Genomic DNA, 17,925 nt, shown 5'->3' with positions numbered 1-17,925 from the left:
AATGAATAATAAAAGAAAACCTTGGATGAACTGGATGCTGTTTTTTGCATCTTTAGTAGTAGTGTTTTTGTTAGGACTTTTAGTTTCTTCAATTACAGAGCGTAAAATGGAGGCTAAATTTGCATATACTCCAATGACAGAAATAAAAAAATTAGAACCAAGAAATGAAGTTTGGGGTGAAAATTTTCCTCGCGAATTTCAATCTTATTATAAAACAGCTGATACCACATTTAAATCTAAATACAATGGTGGAGCTATGATTGACATGTTAGATGTAGATCCAAGATTAGTAGTACTTTGGGCTGGCTATGGTTTTGCAAAAGATTACAATCAAGGTCGTGGACATGTGTATGCTGTTGAAGATGTAACAAATACCTTACGTACAGGTGGCCCAACAGGACCTGAAGATGGACCAATGCCTTCAACTTGTTGGACTTGTAAATCTCCAGATGTTCCACGTTTAATTAATGAAATTGGAGTTAACGAATATTATAGTGGAAAATGGGCAAGTAAAGGAGAACAAATTGTAAACCCAATAGGTTGTGCTAACTGTCATGATGAAAAATCTATGAATTTAACCATTACTCAACCTGCTTTAATTGAAGCTTTTGCACGTCAAGGAAAGGATATTACTAAATCTTCTCATAATGAAATGCGTTCTTTAGTTTGTGCACAATGCCATGTTGAATATTATTTCAATAAAAATTTACCAGATAGTAAAGGTATTCCTTACTTAGTTTTCCCTTGGGATGATGGAATGACTTTAGAAGGTATGGAAGAATATTATGATAAAGTTGGTCACGTAGATTGGACACATAAAATTAGCAAGGCTCCAATGTTGAAAGCTCAACATCCAGGATACGAAGTTTATAAATTAGGAATACATGGTAAAAGAGGAGTTTCATGTGCAGATTGCCATATGCCTTATAAAACAGAGGGTGGACAAAAATTTACAGATCACCACATTCAATCTCCTTTAAATAATGTTGCCAATTCTTGTCAGGTTTGTCACCGTGAAGAAAAAGATGAATTAATTGCCAATGTTTTTGATAACCAAGATCGTATTATTGAAAATCGTGATCAATTAGAGCGTTTATTAGTTCGTGCTCATGTAGAAGCTGGAAAATGCTGGGAATTAGGAGCAACTGAAGATCAAATGAAAGATATTTTAAAAGGAATTAGATTAGGACAATGGCGTTGGGATTTTGCTGCGGCATCTCACGGAGGATCATTCCATGCTCCAGTTGAAATAGGTAGAGTTATTGGTAAAGGAATTGATATTACTCAAGAAACAAGAATTAAGTTAGCTAAGTTATTGATGGAGCTTGGATTTAAAGGAGAAGTTCCTTATCCGCCAATTGAAACAAAAGAGGCTGCTCAAAAATTTATTGGGTTACCAATGGACAAGTTAGAAGCTGAAAAAGAAAAATTCTTAAAAGAATTACAGCCAAAGTGGATAGAAGCTGCTAAAAAGAGAGAAGCAAATTATTAATACTTTTTTATATATTTGAACTCATATGAGTGAAAATAATTACAAAGTTCAACGTAATCTTTGGGAAAATCCTTGGGGTTACGTTGAATCTTTTTTTATAGGATTTGGTTTATTGGTAACAGGCTTTTTTTTAGAAATGTTTGTCGCTTCAGATACACCGTTTACAATTTCATACCCCTATAATATTGTTTTTTTAGTTGGGTATATTATTATTTTATTTATTTTATATAAATGGTTTTCTACAACTCAATTAATACGATGGTTAACTAAAGTACCTGCATCTATTTCAAGTATAGTATTAGTTACTTTATTGGTGATGATAATGGGTATTATACCTCAAATCCCTTCTGAAAGTAATTTTATCAATAACCTTGGATTAAATCATATCACAAGTAATTGGGCTTTTTTATTAATTGTATTTCAGTTTTTAACCTGTTTGGGTCTAATTTCTATTAAAAGAATCTTACAATTTAAATGGTCTAATTTTGGGTTTATTTTGAATCATGTAGGTTTATTTTTAGCACTTGTTTCAGGAATGTTAGGCACTGGAGATTTGCAACGTTTATCAATAAATGTTTATGAAGGAGAACCAAGTTGGATTGCTACCGATGCCAAAAAAAATAAAGTTGAATTACCTTTTGCATTTTATTTAAATGATTTTGTAATTGAAGAATACCACCCAAAATTGGCTTTGGTTGATAATAAAACAGGTAGCATAGCACATAACAATGGTAAAAATTTGTATTTGGTAAATGAAGGGGAAACCTATTATTTTCAAAACTTTGAAGTAACTATAAATAAATTTTTAACTTCAGCTGGAAGAATTGGAGATCAATATTTTCCTGTAAATGAATTAGGTTCTCCTCCAGCAGCATCAATAACAGTAAAAAACACGAAAAATGACTCTATTCAAAACGCTTGGATAAGTAGTGGGAGTTTTAGATACCCTTACGAATCTTTAAAAATAAGTGAGGAATATTCTGTTGTAATGACCATTCCTGAAGTGAAAAAGTTTAGTTCCAACATTGATATTTTAACCAAAGAAGGTGAGCGTATTAGTACTGTTTTAGAAGTTAATAAACCTTTTAAATTTAAAGGATATAAAATTTACCAATTAAGTTACGATGAAAAGATGGGGAAATGGAGCAATTTAAGTGTTTTAGAGTTGGTAAAAGACCCTTGGCTACCGGTAATATATATTGGTATTTTTATGATGATTGCAGGAGCTATATATATGTTTTGGGTTGGAAATAAAATAACAAAAAATTAAAAAATGACTTGGATAGATTTTCCCTTATATAGTACTATTATTGGCATTCTTTGGGTTTTAGGCCTAATTTTTTTACTATTTTCCTATAAAAAACAAACAGTGATAAAATTTGCAAACTTGTTATTTCTCTCTGGATGGTTTGTTTTAATTGTTTTTGTAGTAAAATTATGGCTAGAGTTGGATAGACCTCCAATGAGAACTTTGGGAGAAACCCGTTTATGGTATGCTACTTTTTTGCCTCTAATAGGATTTCTAACTTATTTCCATTGGAAATATAAATGGTTTTTAGCTTATAGTATAGCAATGGCAGGAATGTTTTTAGCAATAAATTATTTAAATCCAGAAACCTATTCAAAAACATTAATGCCAGCTTTACAAAGTCCTTGGTTTATTCCTCATGTGCTTGTTTATTTATTTTCTTATGCAGTTTTAGCAGCTTCAAGTATTGTAGCAATTAAAGGGTGGTATGATAATTATAAAGGAAATTTCAATATTGAAACTTTAAAATTAGCAGATAATTTAGTATATATAGGTTTCGCATTTTTAACTTTAGGATTACTTTTTGGAGCGTTATGGGCTAAAGAAGCTTGGGGGCATTACTGGACTTGGGATCCTAAAGAGGTTTGGGCATTTTTAACTTGGATGGGCTATTTAATTTATATTCATTATCGCTATTTTCATATGCATAAATCCAAACAAGCATTAACTATTTTGGCACTTGCTTTTGTAGTTTTATTAGTCTGTTGGTTTGGTGTTAATTATTTACCAGTTGCTAATACAAGTGTACACACTTATACAAATTATTGAAACTAAACCTTTATTGTTAAAGTAGTTTCTTTAATGAATATTTAAAAGGCGGATTTTAACTAAAACCCGCCTTTTAAGTGTTGTTTGTATGAAGTATTTTAAACTCCTTTTTTTGCCCAACTATCTCTTAAGGGCACGGTTCTATTAAAAACTAAATTAGATTCATTAGTCTCTTTATCTACACAAAAATACCCTAAGCGTTGAAATTGAAAACGATCTAATATTTTAGCAGTTTTTAAACTAGGTTCAACATAAGCTGTGATTATTTTTAAAGAGTTTGGGTTTAGAAATTCTTTAAAATCTTTGTCTTTATGTCCATCAGGTGCTTCATCAGTAAATAAACGGTCATACAATCTAACTTCAGCTTTTACTGCATGTTTTATTGAAACCCAATGCAGCGTTCCTTTTACTTTGCGTTTACTTGCTTCTGTTCCACTTCCACTTCTACTATCCTCATCATAAGTACAATGTATTTCAGTTATTTCTCCATTGGCATCTTTAACAACTGATTCTCCTTTAATAATGTAGGCATTTTTTAAGCGAACTTCTTTACCTAAAGTTAGCCTAAAGAATTTTTTATTTGCTTCTTCTTTAAAATCTTCTTTTTCAATAAATAATTCTCTACTAAATGGAACTTCTCTGTATCCAGCATTTTCATCTTCTTGGTTGTTCTCAGCAGTTAGCCATTCTTCTTTCCCTTCAGGGTAATTGGTAATCACTAATTTGATAGGGTTTAAAACAGCCATTACACGTGGTGCCGTTTTGTTTAAATCATCTTTAATGCAGTGTTCTAATAAGGCTACATCGGTCACATTATCTCTTTTAGAAATTCCAGCAGTATCACTAAATGTTCTGATTGATGACGGGGTATATCCTCTTCTTCTTAAACCTGAAATAGTAGGCATACGAGGATCATCCCAACCATTTACAATATTTTCTTCTACTAATTGTAGTAATTTACGTTTACTCATAACGGTATAACTTAAATTTCTACGTGCAAATTCTCTTTGTTTTGGACGTAATGCTAGTTTTGTTTCATTAAAAACTTGGTCAACATACCAATCATATAAATCTCTATGACTTTTAAATTCTAACGTACAGATAGAATGTGAAATTTGTTCTAAATAATCGCTTTCACCATGCGTCCAATCATACATTGGATAAATACACCAATTATTACCAGTTCTATGGTGTGCTCTTTTTAAAATACGATACATAATTGGATCACGCATATGCATATTTACATGTTCCATATCAATTTTTGCACGTAGTACGTGGGAACCCTCTTCAAACTCACCGTTTTTCATTTTTAAAAACAGCTCCAAATTTTCCTCAACGCTTCTATTTCTATTAGGACTATTGATTCCGGGCTGAGTAGGCGTTCCTTTTTGTTTTGCCATCTCTTCAGAAGATTGATTGTCTACATAGGCTTTTCCTTCTTTAATAAGCTCAATGGTCCAATTGTACAATTGTTGAAAATAATCAGAAGAAAAAAGTATTTTATCCCATTTAAACCCTAACCATTGGACATCATATTTAATTGCATCAACATATTCCTGCTCTTCTTTTGCTGGGTTGGTATCATCAAAACGTAAATTTACAGGAGCATTATAACGTAATCCTAATCCAAAATTCAAACAAATGGAGGCTGCATGACCAATATGCAAATATCCATTAGGTTCAGGAGGAAAACGAAAACGTAATTTCTCTTTAGGTAAACCATTAGCTAAATCATCTTCAATAATTTGTTCTATAAAATTTAGCGACTTTTTTTCTTCACTCATAATTGTAAACTAAATAAGCCACAAAATTATTGATTTTTTTACCAATACAACTATAAAATAATTCAATCAGTTAAAATAACCATTTTTTATACCTAATTCTAAGTATCTTTGTCAAAATTTTAGTACAAAATGGGAGTAATTAAAGTAAAAAATATACGTGTATACGCTTATCATGGTTGTTTAATTGAAGAAGGAAAAATAGGCTCAGATTATAGGGTAGATGTTACTGTAAAGGCAAATTTATCAAAATCGGCACAAACCGATAATTTATCAGATACTGTAGATTATGTGCATTTAAACAAAATTGTGAAGCAAGAAATGGCCATACGGTCAAAATTATTAGAAGAAGTTGCAAAGCGAATACTTAATAGAATTTTAGATGAAATTCCATTAGTTGATAAAGCAGATGTGGCAGTTTCTAAACTCAATCCGCCTATTGGTGGAAATGTAGCAATGGTTACCATTGAAATGAGTAAAAAAAGAAAGTAGATTTACAATTTAGAAATAAATCAATTTAACAAATAAACAATATTTACAAAAAATCTTGTCAGCTTATTAAAAATAGTTAAATTTGCAATCCAATTTATGGCGTCGTGGCCGAGTGGCTAGGCTGGGCTCTGCAAAAGCTCCTACAGCGGTTCGAATCCGCTCGACGCCTCTACAAAACCAAAGCAATTGCTTTGGTTTTTTTGATTTCTTTAACACATTCTTACTTATAAAATCATGTATCTTTGTAGTTATAACATGAATGTATGAAAATTTACCCTATTGAAACAGGAAACTTCAAGTTAGATGGTGGCGCAATGTTTGGTGTAGTTCCTAAAACTATTTGGCAACGTACAAACCCTGCAGACAGTAATAATTTAATAGACATGAGTATGCGATGCATGCTTATTGAAGACGGCAATCGGCTTATATTAATAGACAATGGTACTGGTAATAAACAATCTGATAAGTTTTTTGGATATTATTACTTTTTTGGAGGATTTTCTTTAGACACTTCATTAGCTAAATACGGTTTCCACAGAGATGATATTACGGATGTTTTTTTAACTCACCTTCATTTTGACCATTGTGGAGGAAGTATTCAATGGAATAAAGATAGAACAGGTTACGAGCCAGCATTTAAAAATGCTAAATTTTGGAGTAATAAAAAGCATTGGAAATGGGCTACAGAACCAAATGTAAGAGAAAAAGCATCATTTTTAAAAGAAAATATCAACCCTATTGAAGCAAGTGGACAATTAAAATTTGTAAATCTACCAGAAGTTGACTTTGGGATTAATACAGAGCTTGGTTTTGATATTTTATTTGCAGATGGTCATACAGAAAAACAAATGATACCTCACATAGAATATAAAGGAAAAACCCTTGTATTTATGGCAGATTTGTTACCTACAGTAGGACATATTCCGTTACCTTATGTAATGGGGTATGATACACGACCATTACTTACCATGGATGAAAAAGCAAAATTTCTTAACAATGCTGCAGACAAAAACTATCTGTTGTTTTTAGAACATGATGCAAGTAATGAACTTTGTACTGTAAAGCATACTGAAAAAGGAGTTCGATTAGATCAAACCTATAAATTTAACGAAGTATTTAATTAAAATAAGTAATATGAGAATATTTAAACCTATGTATGTAGCGGCACTCGCTACTATAACTCTAGCTAGTTGCGGTTCTGTAAAAAATATGGCAGTACCAACTATGGACACATCTGTTTCCTTAACTGTAGCAAAAAAAGGAACTGTAAGTGAAGAACAATTTAATCATTGGGCACATGCCGATTTAATGACTGATACAATTCCTGGTATAAGTGTTGAAAAGGCCTATAAATTTTTAGAAGGGAAAAAAGGTACAACAGTTATTGTTGGTGTTATAGATTCAGGAATTGATGTAGAACATGAAGACTTAAAAGATGTTGTTTGGACGAACCCAAAAGAAATTGCTGGAAACGGAATTGATGATGATAACAATGGGTATGTAGATGATATTTATGGATGGAATTTCTTAGGAGGGAATGGTGTAGCAGCTCCTGAACAATTAGAAATTACTCGAATTGTAGCTAAACTAAATCCTAAATTTAAAGGAAAAACTATCAATGATATTAGTGCAGAAGATAAAGCTGATTTTGAACAATACCAAAAATATGTTAAGGCATATGAAGCTTCTGGTTCTAGACATTTCCAAACGTTAGACCGTCTAGTTCAAATAGAAGAAACATTAAATGCAGTTAAAAAGTTTACTGGAAAAAGCAGCCTTACTATGGAAGACCTAAAAGCTGTTGAAACTGAAGATGAAACTTTAAAAGGACAAGTGCAAGGCTTAATTGGGTTGTTTGGAAGAGGTGTTGATGAAGAGCAGTTTTATGAGTATTACGAGGCTCAAAAGAAAAATAAAAACTACGATTTTGATTTTGACGGTAGAGCAATTGTAGGTGATAACCCTGAAGATATCACAGATACTAATTATGGAAATGGTAATGTAATAGGTTCTAAAGATGATGAAATCCACGGAACGCATGTTGCAGGTATTATTTTAGCAACTCGTAATAATGGTGTTGGAATGAATGGAGTTGCAACAAATGCAAAATTAATGTCTATAAGAGCTGTACCAGATGGAGATGAGAGAGATAAAGATGTTGCTTTAGCAATTAGATATGCAGTAGATAATGGAGCAAAAGTTATAAATATGAGTTTTGGTAAAAACTATTCTCCTAACAAAGAGTGGGTTTTTGATGCTATAAAATATGCTGAAAAACACGACGTTTTATTAGTACATGCTGCTGGTAATGATAGTAAAGATATTGATGTAAAACCAAATTGGCCAAATGATTCTGAAGATAAAATTACAGAATATGCTGATAATGTTTTAACAGTTGGAGCAATGAGTGTTAATTACAATGAAAATTTACCTGCGGTATTTTCTAATTATGGTAAAACAAATGTAGATGTATTTGCTCCTGGGGTTCAAATTTACTCTACATTCCCAAAAAACGAATATCAAAAAATTAGCGGTACATCAATGGCTTCTCCTGAGGTAGCTGGTATTGCAGCTTTGGTTAGATCTTACTACCCTCAATTATCTGCAAGTCAGGTAAAACATATTATTATGAATTCAGGAACTAAAATTGATATGGAAGTATTGGTACCAGGAGAAAAAGGGAAAAAAGCACCTTTTTCGGAACTATCAATTTCAGGAAAAATAGCAAATGCATACAATGCATTGGTTTTAGCTGATAAAATGGTAAACGGAAAGTAAACTTATAATTTTCTGTTAAAAAAGCACATTCATATGAATGTGCTTTTTTGTTTTTATAGCTTAATGGTTATATTCGCCGCAAACTACTACTCAATGAAAAAATTATTTCTTGTAATTTTAATAATTACAACCCCTTTTTTAGCTGCTCAAAATAATACAACCTATTGGCAACAACATGTAGATTATACTATGGATGTAGATGTAGATGCTAAAAATTATCAATATAAAGGAACTCAACAGTTAGTTTATACCAATAATTCTCCAGATGTTTTAAATAAAGTGTTTTATCACTTATACTACAATGCATTCCAACCTGGAAGTGAAATGGATTTACGTTTGCAAAGTATTATAGATCCAGATAAAAGAATGGTTACTAATATAGGTTCGAGAGATAATCCTATTTATGAAAGTAGAATAGCAAAGTTAAAACCTAATGAAATAGGATATCTTAAAGTTTTATCACTTCAGAAAAATGGTATTGATGTTAGTTTTGAAACAGAAGGAACAGTTTTAGAAGTTAAATTAAATAAAGCAATTCAACCAGGCGAGAAAGTAACTTTTAATATGAGTTTTGAAGGACAAGTTCCTGTGATGATTAGAAGAGCAGGTAGAAATAGTGAAGATAATGTGGCACTCTCTATGGCACAATGGTATCCAAAAATGGCAGAATATGATTTTGAAGGATGGCATGCCGATGCTTATATTGCTCGTGAATTCCATGGTGTTTGGGGTAATTTTGATGTAACACTTCATATCGATAAAAATTATGTAGTTGGAGGTACAGGTTATCTTCAAAACCCTCAAGAAATTGGTCATGGATATGAAGACAAAACAAAACCTTTAACAATAAAAAAAGGGAAAAAGTTATCTTGGCATTTTATAGCTCCCAATGTTCATGATTTTACGTGGGCAGCAGATCCTAATTTTAAGCATGATGTTTTAAAAACAAAGAGTGGGACAACACTTCATTTTTTATATAAAAACAATAAAAAATATTTAGAAGCCTGGAAAGAAGTTCAACCTTTAACAGAAAAAGCTTTAGATTATTTTAATGAAAACATTGGTCAATACCCTTGGAAACAATATTCTGTTATACAAGGAGGTGATGGTGGAATGGAATATGCAATGTGTACATTAATTGCAGGTGGAGAAACTTTAAGAAGTATTGTTGGTACTGTTTTTCATGAGTTAGCACATGCGTGGTTTCAACATGCACTTGCCACAAATGAAAGCAAACACTCTTGGATGGATGAAGGATTTACGTCCTATATTTCAACATTAGCATCAAGTAAAATATTAAAAAATAAAGGAGATGAACCATCATCAAGCAGTTATAGAAGTTATTTTTATTTAGTAAATGCTGAAATTGAAGAACCTTTAACCACTCATGCAGATAGATTCCATACAAATTTTGCTTTTAGTACTGGAAGTTATACTAAGGGAAGTATGTTTTTAACACAATTAAACTACATTGTTGGTAAAGAAAATGTAAAAAAGATCCTAAAAAAGTATTTTCAAGAATTTAAATTTAAGCATCCAACCCCTAATGATTTTAAACGTGTTGCTGAAAAAGAATCTGGAATTCAATTAGATTGGTATTTAAATGAATGGATAGAAACTGCACATACTATAGATTATGCAGTTGCTGATGTTGAAGGAAGTACTATTACTCTAGCAAGAGTAGGTCAAATGCCTATGCCAATTGATGTAACAGTAACTTATACAGATGAAACTATTGAAAAGTTTAATATTCCATTAAAAATGATGCGTGGTGAAAAACCAACAAAAGCTACTAAACTAAAAGATTGGGCATGGGCCAACCCGCTATACACCTTCTCAACATCAAAAGAAATTAAAAAAGTTGAAATAGATGATTCTGGATTGATGGCTGATATAGAAAGATCTAATAATATATTTATAGTAAATTAAAGTTGAATACTTTAAAATTTTAAAAACCCTTTTTTAAGAATTAAAAAAGGGTTTTTCTATGTTTTTTTTAATCCACTACAAACCTTGGTAGGCTTTGAGGCAACCTGGTTAATAACTCATAATTTACTTGATCGCTAAATTCACTAAATGAGGAAACACTAATTTCTAAATCACCTTGTTTTCCAATTAAAACTACTTCATCACCTTTTTGTACTTGTTCAATTTTAGTAACATCTACTGTAATCATATTCATATTTACAACACCAATAATACTTACCCTTTGACTGTGAATTAACACACGACCTTGATTACTTAAATCTCTACTAAATCCGTGGCTATAACCCACAGGAATTGTTGCTATTTTTAAATTTGAATTGGCTAGATATGAAGTTCCATAGCCAACAAATTCTCCTGCCTTAACAGTTTTAATATCCATAACTTTACTTTTCCATGAAATAAGTCTTTTTAAAGGATGTTCGGTTATTTTCTTTTTGGTTAAGTACTCTATATATATTTCTTTATTTGGGAAAAAACCATATTGAACAATCCCTAGTCTTACCATATCCATTTGGCTTTTTGGATACCGTAATGCGGCTGCAGAACAAGCAGTATGTAATTGAAGTGGAATTACCTTTTTATCAGTAAATTTTTGTACTGATTTTTGGAAGCTTTTTTGCTGTTTTTTTATCCTGTAATAATTTGTAATGCTTTCAGCTCCAGCATAGTGAGTGCATAAACCTTTAAAAGTAATATGAGCGCTATTTTGAGTGATAAATTGGCAAATTTTACCAATATTTTTTTGACTAAAACCAGTTCTATTCATGCCAGTTTCAATTTCAATATGAATACACGCTTTTTTATGTAATTTTTTTGCTAGTTCAACCGCTTTTTCTAACCTATCAAATTCAAAAACATAAAATTCAATCTCATTTTCAATGGCCCAAGCTAATTGTTCATCTTCAACCAAACCCATAATCATAATGGTATTGTTATTTGTTGAAGATTTTTGAACTCTAAATGCTTCATCTGCGCTAAAAACTGAAAAATGATTGATACCACATGATTCAGCTAAAGGAATGTAAACTTCAATTCCGTGCCCATACGCATTTCCTTTTACTACAGAGGATATTTGTACGTTTTTACGAATATGATTTTTTAAAAAACTTAAATTATGAATTAAAGCTGATTTACTAATTTCTAAGTAGGAGGTATAAAACATAGGTTAATTTAAAAGTTGTAAACTTATTTGATGAAATAATTGAATAGTAGTTGGTAAAATTTTATCTGGGAAATCATACTCTGGATTATGTAAGGGAGCACAATGTTTTCCAGCACCAATACCAAACATAGCTCCTTTAAATTGTTGTGTAAACAACCCAAAATCTTCACCAAATTTAAAAGGTTCTTTTTTTAATTGTACCTCTAACTTTTGATGTTTGGCTGCTAACAAAATAATATTAATAGCGTCATTGTTATTTTTTGTAGCCTTAAATTCTTCAGTCCATTCAGTTTCAATTTTAACGTTGTGTTTAATTGAAATTTTCTGTAAAATAGTTATAATTGTTGAAGATAATATATTCATTTTTTCTTGAGTCCAAGTTCTTAAAGTAAACCTTAATTCGCCATATCCAGCAGCAGTACCATAGGCAATTTCTCCCATAGTTATATGAATAGGAGTTATTATTGAAAAATTTTCACTTTTAGGATGATTATTGGAAAGTGTTTCAAACGTTTGAATAATTTTGGAAATTGATAAAGCTGGATTTATTCCTTTTTCTGGTTCAGCAGCATGGGTATTTTTACCATAAATTTTTATGATAATACTTTTTACAGCAGCTGTAAAGGAATCCTTTTTAATAATTACCTGATGTAAAGTTTCTCCTGGAATGTTGTGAAAAGCAAAGATATAGCTAGGGTTTAAATTTTTAAATTTAGGATCATTTATAACTCTATTGGCACCTTCTCCAGTTTCTTCCGCAGGTTGAAATAACAATATTATTTTTCCTTTTTTTGGTGGGTTTTTAGATAATAATTTTGCAAAACCTAGCAAGGTGGTTGTATGTCCATCATGACCGCATTTGTGGGAAATACCTTTAGTTAAAGATTGGTGTTTAAACGTATTGGTTTCCGTTATAGGTAATGCATCCATATCTGCCCTAAAAAGAATGGTTTCCCCCTTTTTTTTACTATCAAAAATTGCCAATATACCATATCCACCAATGTTGGTTAATAGTGTAGTTGGGGTGCAAGTTTTTAGGAATGTATAAATAACTTTTGAGGTATTAGTTTCTTTTCCAGACAACTCAGGATTTGCATGTAACTTGTGCCTTAGTGGAATTAGTTCTTGAAATAATTTTTCATCCATTATCGTTTAGAAGGTTTTTAAATTTAAGAAACTATAAAATAAAAATTACCAATAGACTTCCTAATTTAAGGGCTTTAATTTAAATTAAAATCCATTTCACTCTACCAATTTCTCCTGTTTCTAGCTGAACTTTTATACCATGTGGGTGTGATGCAGAGCTTGTTAACAATCGTTTTACAATACCTTTGGTTAATTCGCCACTACGTTGATGATGTTTTTGAACAATTTCTACTTGAGCTCCTATTCTAATATTTTTTCTAGTTTTTCCATCTATCTTTTTAATTTCCATTTCTTTAAACTGTATTTTAAGGTAGGTTTTTACCTACAGAGGCAATGTAAATTTTTAACCATTGTTCCGTACTCATAGTTATTTTTAAAGCATTCATTGCATTTTTTATTCTTTCAATATGTCGACTTCCTACTACTGGAATAATTTGGCTAGGATGTGCTAAAAGCCAAGCATAAATAACAGTATCTATATTCTCAACTTCTAATTCTGTGGCAATTTCTTTTAAAGTTTTTACAATTCTATGTTCTTTTTCAGTAGTTGGTTTAATTAATTTTCCACCTGCTAAAGGAGACCAAGCCATAGGTTTAATTCTTTTATTTAAAAAGTAATCGATATTACCATTGTCAAAATGTTCTAAGCAATAAGGTGAAATTTCTACTTGATTTGTAACTAAAGGCATTTCAACATATGAAGATAACATTTCAAATTGTTGAGGTGTAAAATTAGAAACTCCAAAATTTAATACCTTACCATGTTGTTTTAATTCATTAAAAGCTTTTGCAACTTCTTCTGGGTTAAAAAATGGAGATGGGCGATGTAGTAATAAAACATCTATATAATCTGTTTTAAAGTTATTTAAAGAGCTTTCTACCGTTGAAATAATATGATGATAGCTATAATCGTATGAGTTAATACTTCTTGTAGGAAATTTATCTGTTGCTAGTTTAATTCCACATTTGGTAACAATTTGAATATTTTGACGAAGTGAAGGCTTTAAAGCCAAAGCATCACCAAATAATTTTTCACAGGAATAATTTCCATAAATATCTGCGTGGTCAAAGGTTGTTATTCCTAATTCTTGTGTTTGTTGAATTAATTTTAAAAGCTCTTGATTGGATAAATTCCATTCTGCTAACCTCCAATACCCATGAACTATTTTAGAAAATTTTAATTGTGGTGTTAAACTAATTTGATTCATTATTTACACGGCTTTTTAAGATGATGTATTTTTGAAGATCAGAAGTTAAAATTGTTGAAAGTTCGTGTTCATTTTCGGCAGTAGTTTCTACAAAAACAAATCCGAAAATAGGATATTTTTTAAAATCTGTTTTTCTAAGAGTCAGAGGTTTTTTAAAATCTTTGAGTAACTTTTCAAAATCAAAATGTGAAATTGTATTTTCAGGAATTCCCAAACCATTATCCAGTAAAACAATGCTGTATTTTTGAGATTCTCTAGTTTTAAAAATCTCGTTCCAATCAGGTTTTTTTCCTTTTAAAAAATACTCATAAGAATTAATTCCATAAGCATACCAAGCCAAATCTCCTGTTGTACACCAACCACCAAAACGTAATGGATTAACTTCAATTGGATATACTTTTCCTTCAGGATTTACTCTAATTTCAATATGAATTGGAAAGTTTTTTAAGTTGGCTTTTTTACCTATTAATTGTAAAAATGACTGAATTTGTGTAAAATAAGTTTCAATAATTGTTTTTGAAGTAGAGTAAACACGGTCGCTTACATCATTAGCAGATGAAAAAATATGATGTAAAACATTTAATATAACAGGTTCACCTTTATTATTAAAATAACAATCTACCGCATATTCTTCTCCGTCAATATATTCTTCAATTATAAAATCGGTGATGTCAATAACTTGTTTTGGATAATGACTTTTAAAGTTGGAAACTTCATTTTCAATAGCATTTAAAACGCTTTCCCATTCCTTAGCACTATCAACTTTATGCACTGCAATACTAAAAAATCCAACGGTTGGTTTTATAATAAAAGGAAATTTTAAATGGTGAACGTTTATATTTTTTAAGTCTGTAAATTTGATACCTTTAAAAAAATACTCAGGAAAAATATCTGCTATTAACGCTCTAAATTTTAATTTGTTTTTAAACAATGAAATTTGTTGAGGCAATTTTGTAAAATGTAGATGTTCTTCAACCCAACCTATTGAATTTTCAGAATTTGAATAGATTGGAATTGTTGGATTATCTTTAATTTTTTGGATTGCTTTTTGTTCTGAAATCCAATTTAGTGAGGGATCTGCAATCATTAATTTTGCAGCCTCTGTGGCTATAATTTCAAAATTATTTTCTTTGATAGTTTGTATCAAAAAATCTGAAGCATAGGGTTTATCAATAAGTATCATTTTATAAATTAATCTTTTTTTATTCTTTGATTTCTACCAATTAAAAAATATAAGATTGTACCAATAAAACTGGTAAACAATACCACTAAAACCCAAATAAGCTTTTCGTTTCCTTTAAAGTCGCTTCTTAAAATATCAATCAATGCAATTATGGGTATTAAAAACGCGCAAAGTATTAAAATTAATTGCCAAGGGCCAATTATTCCTAAAAAATTCATCTTTTTCTATTTTTTAATTAAAGAATAAAGGTAGCTAATTAATTTCTACTATTTTTTAATTTTTTTGGTCCATACCATAACCAAAAACCAGTAATGGTAAAAAGTAGTAGAGCCAATCCCATAAGAGTTGTATAAACCAATTCAAATTGTTTATTCGAAGTTGAAAAAGTATCATCTAAAATCGATCCATCATGAATGTCTTCAAATAAATCTGAATACCTTTTTCCAATATTTAATACATTTCCAGTAGCACCATCTAATTGAATTTCCCAGTAATGATTTTCAAAAATAAACTTCACTATTCCTTTATTTTTTCTAACATCTATACGGTCAAGCTCTGATGACAAATCTGTAGAAATAGAGTCTCTTAAAATTGTGATTGCATTTTTGTGCAAACTATCTAACGGAAGCCATTTTTGTAAGTTAGTTGAAGAACCTTTATAAGATTGCGGTATCATTATATCATTACTATGGCTTTTCCATCCTAATAGGATGCCTGTTATAGCAATTATAAAAAAGAATATAAAAAGTAATGCACCAGTTATTCGGTGTATTTTTCTGAAAATTCTTAAAATTTTTGCTTGTTTTTTTCTTGAGGTATTTTTTGTCATTTATTCAACTTTTTCAATTACCTTTTTTAGGTTTAATTTTTCTTTGGGAAGAAAACCTTTAACCATTAAAGCAATTCCAAATATCATTAATAAAACTCCCATAATACGTTTTATTTTATAGGTAACTTTTGGAGTTAATTTTTTCTTTAATTGCTTGGCTAATACTATTTTTCCAACATCAGTTACTAAATAACTTATTAAAATAAGTGCAAAATAGTTGAATATTTTATTGGAATCCATTTCAAAGTTTGGACCTACCACTAAAATCATTCCTAACCAAAATGCTAAAACGCCTACATTAATAAAATTGAGCAAAAATCCTTTTAAAAACAATTTTGTATAATTTGTTTTTTCAGGCAATACCAAACTTTCATCTTGAATGGCTCTTTTTTGACTTTTATCTAAAAAAGTAATGATACCATACACTAATAAAATGAGACCTCCTATTAAAAATAAACGAGGATCATCTTTAATTTTTTCCAATAAACTTTTGCTTCCAAAATAGGCAATTAAGATAAAAACAACATCTCCTAACATAACACCTAAATCAAACACAATAGCTGCTCTAGCTCCTTTAATTATGCTTGTTTGTATTAGCATAAAAAAAACAGGACCTATCATAAATGCTAGGAAAAATCCGATTACTACTGCCTCTTTAAGTTCGTTAAAAGCCATTTTTTGTTTACTAAAATGTGAAAATACTATAAATATTAAACATCATCATAGTCAACTGTTATTTTTTCAGTTATTGGGTGCGCCTGACAGGTTAAAATAAATCCATCTTTAATTTCTTCTTCGGTTAAAATAGTATTTTTATCCATGACTGCTTTTCCTTCAGTTACTTTTGCTAAACAGCTGCTACAAATTCCACCTTGGCAAGAATAAGGTGCGTCGATACCTTCTTTTAATGCTGCGGTTAAAATAGAAGTTTTAGTTTCCATGTTAAATGAAGTTTCTTCATCATCAACTAGTACAGTAATTTGGCATGAACCTTCGAATGTTTGAGCGGGTTCATTAGATGAAGTTGGGGTTGAAAACAATTCAAACAAAATGGTGTTTTTATTAAAACCATTTTCAAGTAAAGTTTCTTTAGCGGTTTCAATCATTTGCTCTGGACCACATAAAAAAGCGCTGTCAAAAGTTAAATTTTTAAATTTATTTTTTACAATATAGTTGATGTTTCCAGTATCAACTCTTCCAAAAAGTGCATTTTCTTGTTGTTCACGACTGTAAACATATTGAACATTAAATTGATTTTGAAAATTGGAAGCCAACTCATCTATTTCAGATTTAAAAATAGTTTCACTAGTAGTTTTATTTCCATAAATAAGTGTAAAAGTACTGTTAGGCTCTTTAGCTAAAACATCTTTCACCATTGCCATTATAGGTGTAATTCCACTTCCAGCAGCAATTGCTAAATAATTTTTTGAATGTGATGTTGAGGTTTCTAAAATAAATTTTCCTTCAGGCTTTTGCACATCTAAAGTATCTCCTTCTTTTAAAATGGTATTTGCAAAGACGGAAAAAGTTCCATTATCAACTGCTTTAATAGCTATTCTAAGCTCTCCGCTATTTGGCGATGAACAAATTGAATAAGCTCTTCTTAATTCTTCTCCAGCAATTGTTTTTTTAATATTTAAATATTGTCCAGCTTTAAATTGAAATTCATTTTTTAATTCCAAAGGAATATCAAATACTAAAGAAACAGCATTTGGGGTTTCTTTTTTAAGTTCTTTTATAGTTAGTGTGTAAAATTTTGACATGGTAATTTTATTAAGGGTACAAAAGTAG

The 17,925-nt window shown here is 30.5% G+C and carries 17 protein-coding genes and 1 tRNA gene; 8 read left to right on the top strand and 10 right to left on the bottom strand.

From position 1 onward, the window contains the following. The first annotated feature begins 1 nt into the window (after position 1). Genes nrfA through ACFQZW_RS05420 form a run of 3 tightly spaced genes read left to right on the top strand, consistent with a single transcriptional unit; the run spans position 2 to position 3,569 of the window. Entirely contained in the window at positions 2–1,492 is a 1,491-nt protein-coding gene (gene nrfA, locus ACFQZW_RS05430) for an ammonia-forming cytochrome c nitrite reductase (RefSeq protein ID WP_298262819.1), read from the top strand. A gap of 25 nt (positions 1,493–1,517) precedes the next feature. Continuing rightward, positions 1,518–2,762: a cytochrome c biogenesis protein ResB gene (locus tag ACFQZW_RS05425; RefSeq protein WP_298262820.1), complete on the top strand. Its 1,245-nt coding sequence runs from the start codon at positions 1,518–1,520 to the stop codon at positions 2,760–2,762. 3 nt (positions 2,763–2,765) lie between these two features. Continuing rightward, the gene (locus ACFQZW_RS05420; RefSeq protein ID WP_298262821.1) at positions 2,766–3,569 is read left to right on the top strand and encodes a cytochrome c biogenesis protein; all 804 of its coding nucleotides are present in this window, start codon (positions 2,766–2,768) and stop codon (positions 3,567–3,569) included. A 98-nt stretch (positions 3,570–3,667) separates the two neighbouring features. On the opposite strand, the gene ACFQZW_RS05415 is transcribed toward ACFQZW_RS05420, so the two are convergent. Then, positions 3,668–5,353 (bottom strand): glutamine--tRNA ligase/YqeY domain fusion protein, encoded by a 1,686-nt coding sequence (locus ACFQZW_RS05415; RefSeq protein ID WP_386781653.1) that lies wholly within the window; start codon positions 5,351–5,353, stop codon positions 3,668–3,670. Between the two features lie 129 nt (positions 5,354–5,482). Between ACFQZW_RS05415 and folB the strand changes: the two genes are divergently transcribed. The 5 genes from folB to ACFQZW_RS05390 all read left to right on the top strand — a co-directional run bounded on the left by folB (position 5,483) and on the right by ACFQZW_RS05390 (position 10,549). Beyond that, on the top strand, positions 5,483–5,842 hold the full coding sequence (gene folB, locus ACFQZW_RS05410; protein WP_298262823.1) for a dihydroneopterin aldolase: 360 nt from the start codon (positions 5,483–5,485) through the stop codon (positions 5,840–5,842). A 98-nt stretch (positions 5,843–5,940) separates the two neighbouring features. Further along, positions 5,941–6,011: transfer RNA gene (locus ACFQZW_RS05405), tRNA-Cys, on the top strand. 94 nt (positions 6,012–6,105) lie between these two features. Further along, complete coding sequence (locus ACFQZW_RS05400; protein WP_298262824.1) at positions 6,106–6,966, top strand: MBL fold metallo-hydrolase; 861 nt, start codon at positions 6,106–6,108, stop codon at positions 6,964–6,966. Between the two features lie 10 nt (positions 6,967–6,976). Further along, on the top strand, positions 6,977–8,620 hold the full coding sequence (locus ACFQZW_RS05395) for a S8 family peptidase (protein ID WP_386781650.1): 1,644 nt from the start codon (positions 6,977–6,979) through the stop codon (positions 8,618–8,620). Positions 8,621–8,713: 93 nt separating this feature from the next. Beyond that, the gene (locus ACFQZW_RS05390; RefSeq protein WP_386781648.1) at positions 8,714–10,549 is read left to right on the top strand and encodes a M1 family metallopeptidase; all 1,836 of its coding nucleotides are present in this window, start codon (positions 8,714–8,716) and stop codon (positions 10,547–10,549) included. Positions 10,550–10,616: 67 nt separating this feature from the next. Here ACFQZW_RS05390 and alr read toward each other — a convergent pair whose 3' ends face one another. The 9 genes from alr to ACFQZW_RS05345 all read right to left on the bottom strand — a co-directional run bounded on the left by alr (position 10,617) and on the right by ACFQZW_RS05345 (position 17,897). Continuing rightward, complete coding sequence (gene alr / locus ACFQZW_RS05385) at positions 10,617–11,768, bottom strand: alanine racemase (RefSeq protein WP_298262827.1); 1,152 nt, start codon at positions 11,766–11,768, stop codon at positions 10,617–10,619. A 3-nt stretch (positions 11,769–11,771) separates the two neighbouring features. After that, positions 11,772–12,914, bottom strand: coding sequence for an amidohydrolase (locus ACFQZW_RS05380; protein ID WP_386781645.1), 1,143 nt, complete (start codon positions 12,912–12,914; stop codon positions 11,772–11,774). Positions 12,915–12,993: 79 nt separating this feature from the next. Continuing rightward, the gene (locus tag ACFQZW_RS05375; RefSeq protein ID WP_363317268.1) at positions 12,994–13,203 is read right to left on the bottom strand and encodes a YwbE family protein; all 210 of its coding nucleotides are present in this window, start codon (positions 13,201–13,203) and stop codon (positions 12,994–12,996) included. A gap of 16 nt (positions 13,204–13,219) precedes the next feature. Next, positions 13,220–14,122 (bottom strand): aldo/keto reductase, encoded by a 903-nt coding sequence (locus ACFQZW_RS05370; protein WP_386781642.1) that lies wholly within the window; start codon positions 14,120–14,122, stop codon positions 13,220–13,222. Continuing rightward, positions 14,109–15,305: an ATP-grasp domain-containing protein gene (locus ACFQZW_RS05365; protein WP_298262830.1), complete on the bottom strand. Its 1,197-nt coding sequence runs from the start codon at positions 15,303–15,305 to the stop codon at positions 14,109–14,111. The genes ACFQZW_RS05370 and ACFQZW_RS05365 overlap by 14 nt, the downstream gene beginning before the upstream one ends. An 8-nt stretch (positions 15,306–15,313) precedes the next feature. Then, entirely contained in the window at positions 15,314–15,523 is a 210-nt protein-coding gene (locus ACFQZW_RS05360) for a PLD nuclease N-terminal domain-containing protein (protein ID WP_298262831.1), read from the bottom strand. 38 nt (positions 15,524–15,561) lie between these two features. Then, on the bottom strand, positions 15,562–16,134 hold the full coding sequence (locus ACFQZW_RS05355; protein ID WP_298262832.1) for a PepSY domain-containing protein: 573 nt from the start codon (positions 16,132–16,134) through the stop codon (positions 15,562–15,564). Continuing rightward, positions 16,135–16,809 (bottom strand): LysE family translocator, encoded by a 675-nt coding sequence (locus ACFQZW_RS05350; protein WP_298262833.1) that lies wholly within the window; start codon positions 16,807–16,809, stop codon positions 16,135–16,137. A 35-nt stretch (positions 16,810–16,844) separates the two neighbouring features. After that, positions 16,845–17,897: a ferredoxin--NADP reductase gene (locus ACFQZW_RS05345; RefSeq protein ID WP_298262834.1), complete on the bottom strand. Its 1,053-nt coding sequence runs from the start codon at positions 17,895–17,897 to the stop codon at positions 16,845–16,847. Positions 17,898–17,925: the final 28 nt, after the last annotated feature.

Source organism: Lutibacter aestuarii (assembly GCF_042676885.1).
GTDB lineage: Bacteria > Bacteroidota > Bacteroidia > Flavobacteriales > Flavobacteriaceae > Lutibacter > Lutibacter aestuarii.
This window is presented reverse-complemented; position numbering and strand designations above follow the sequence as displayed.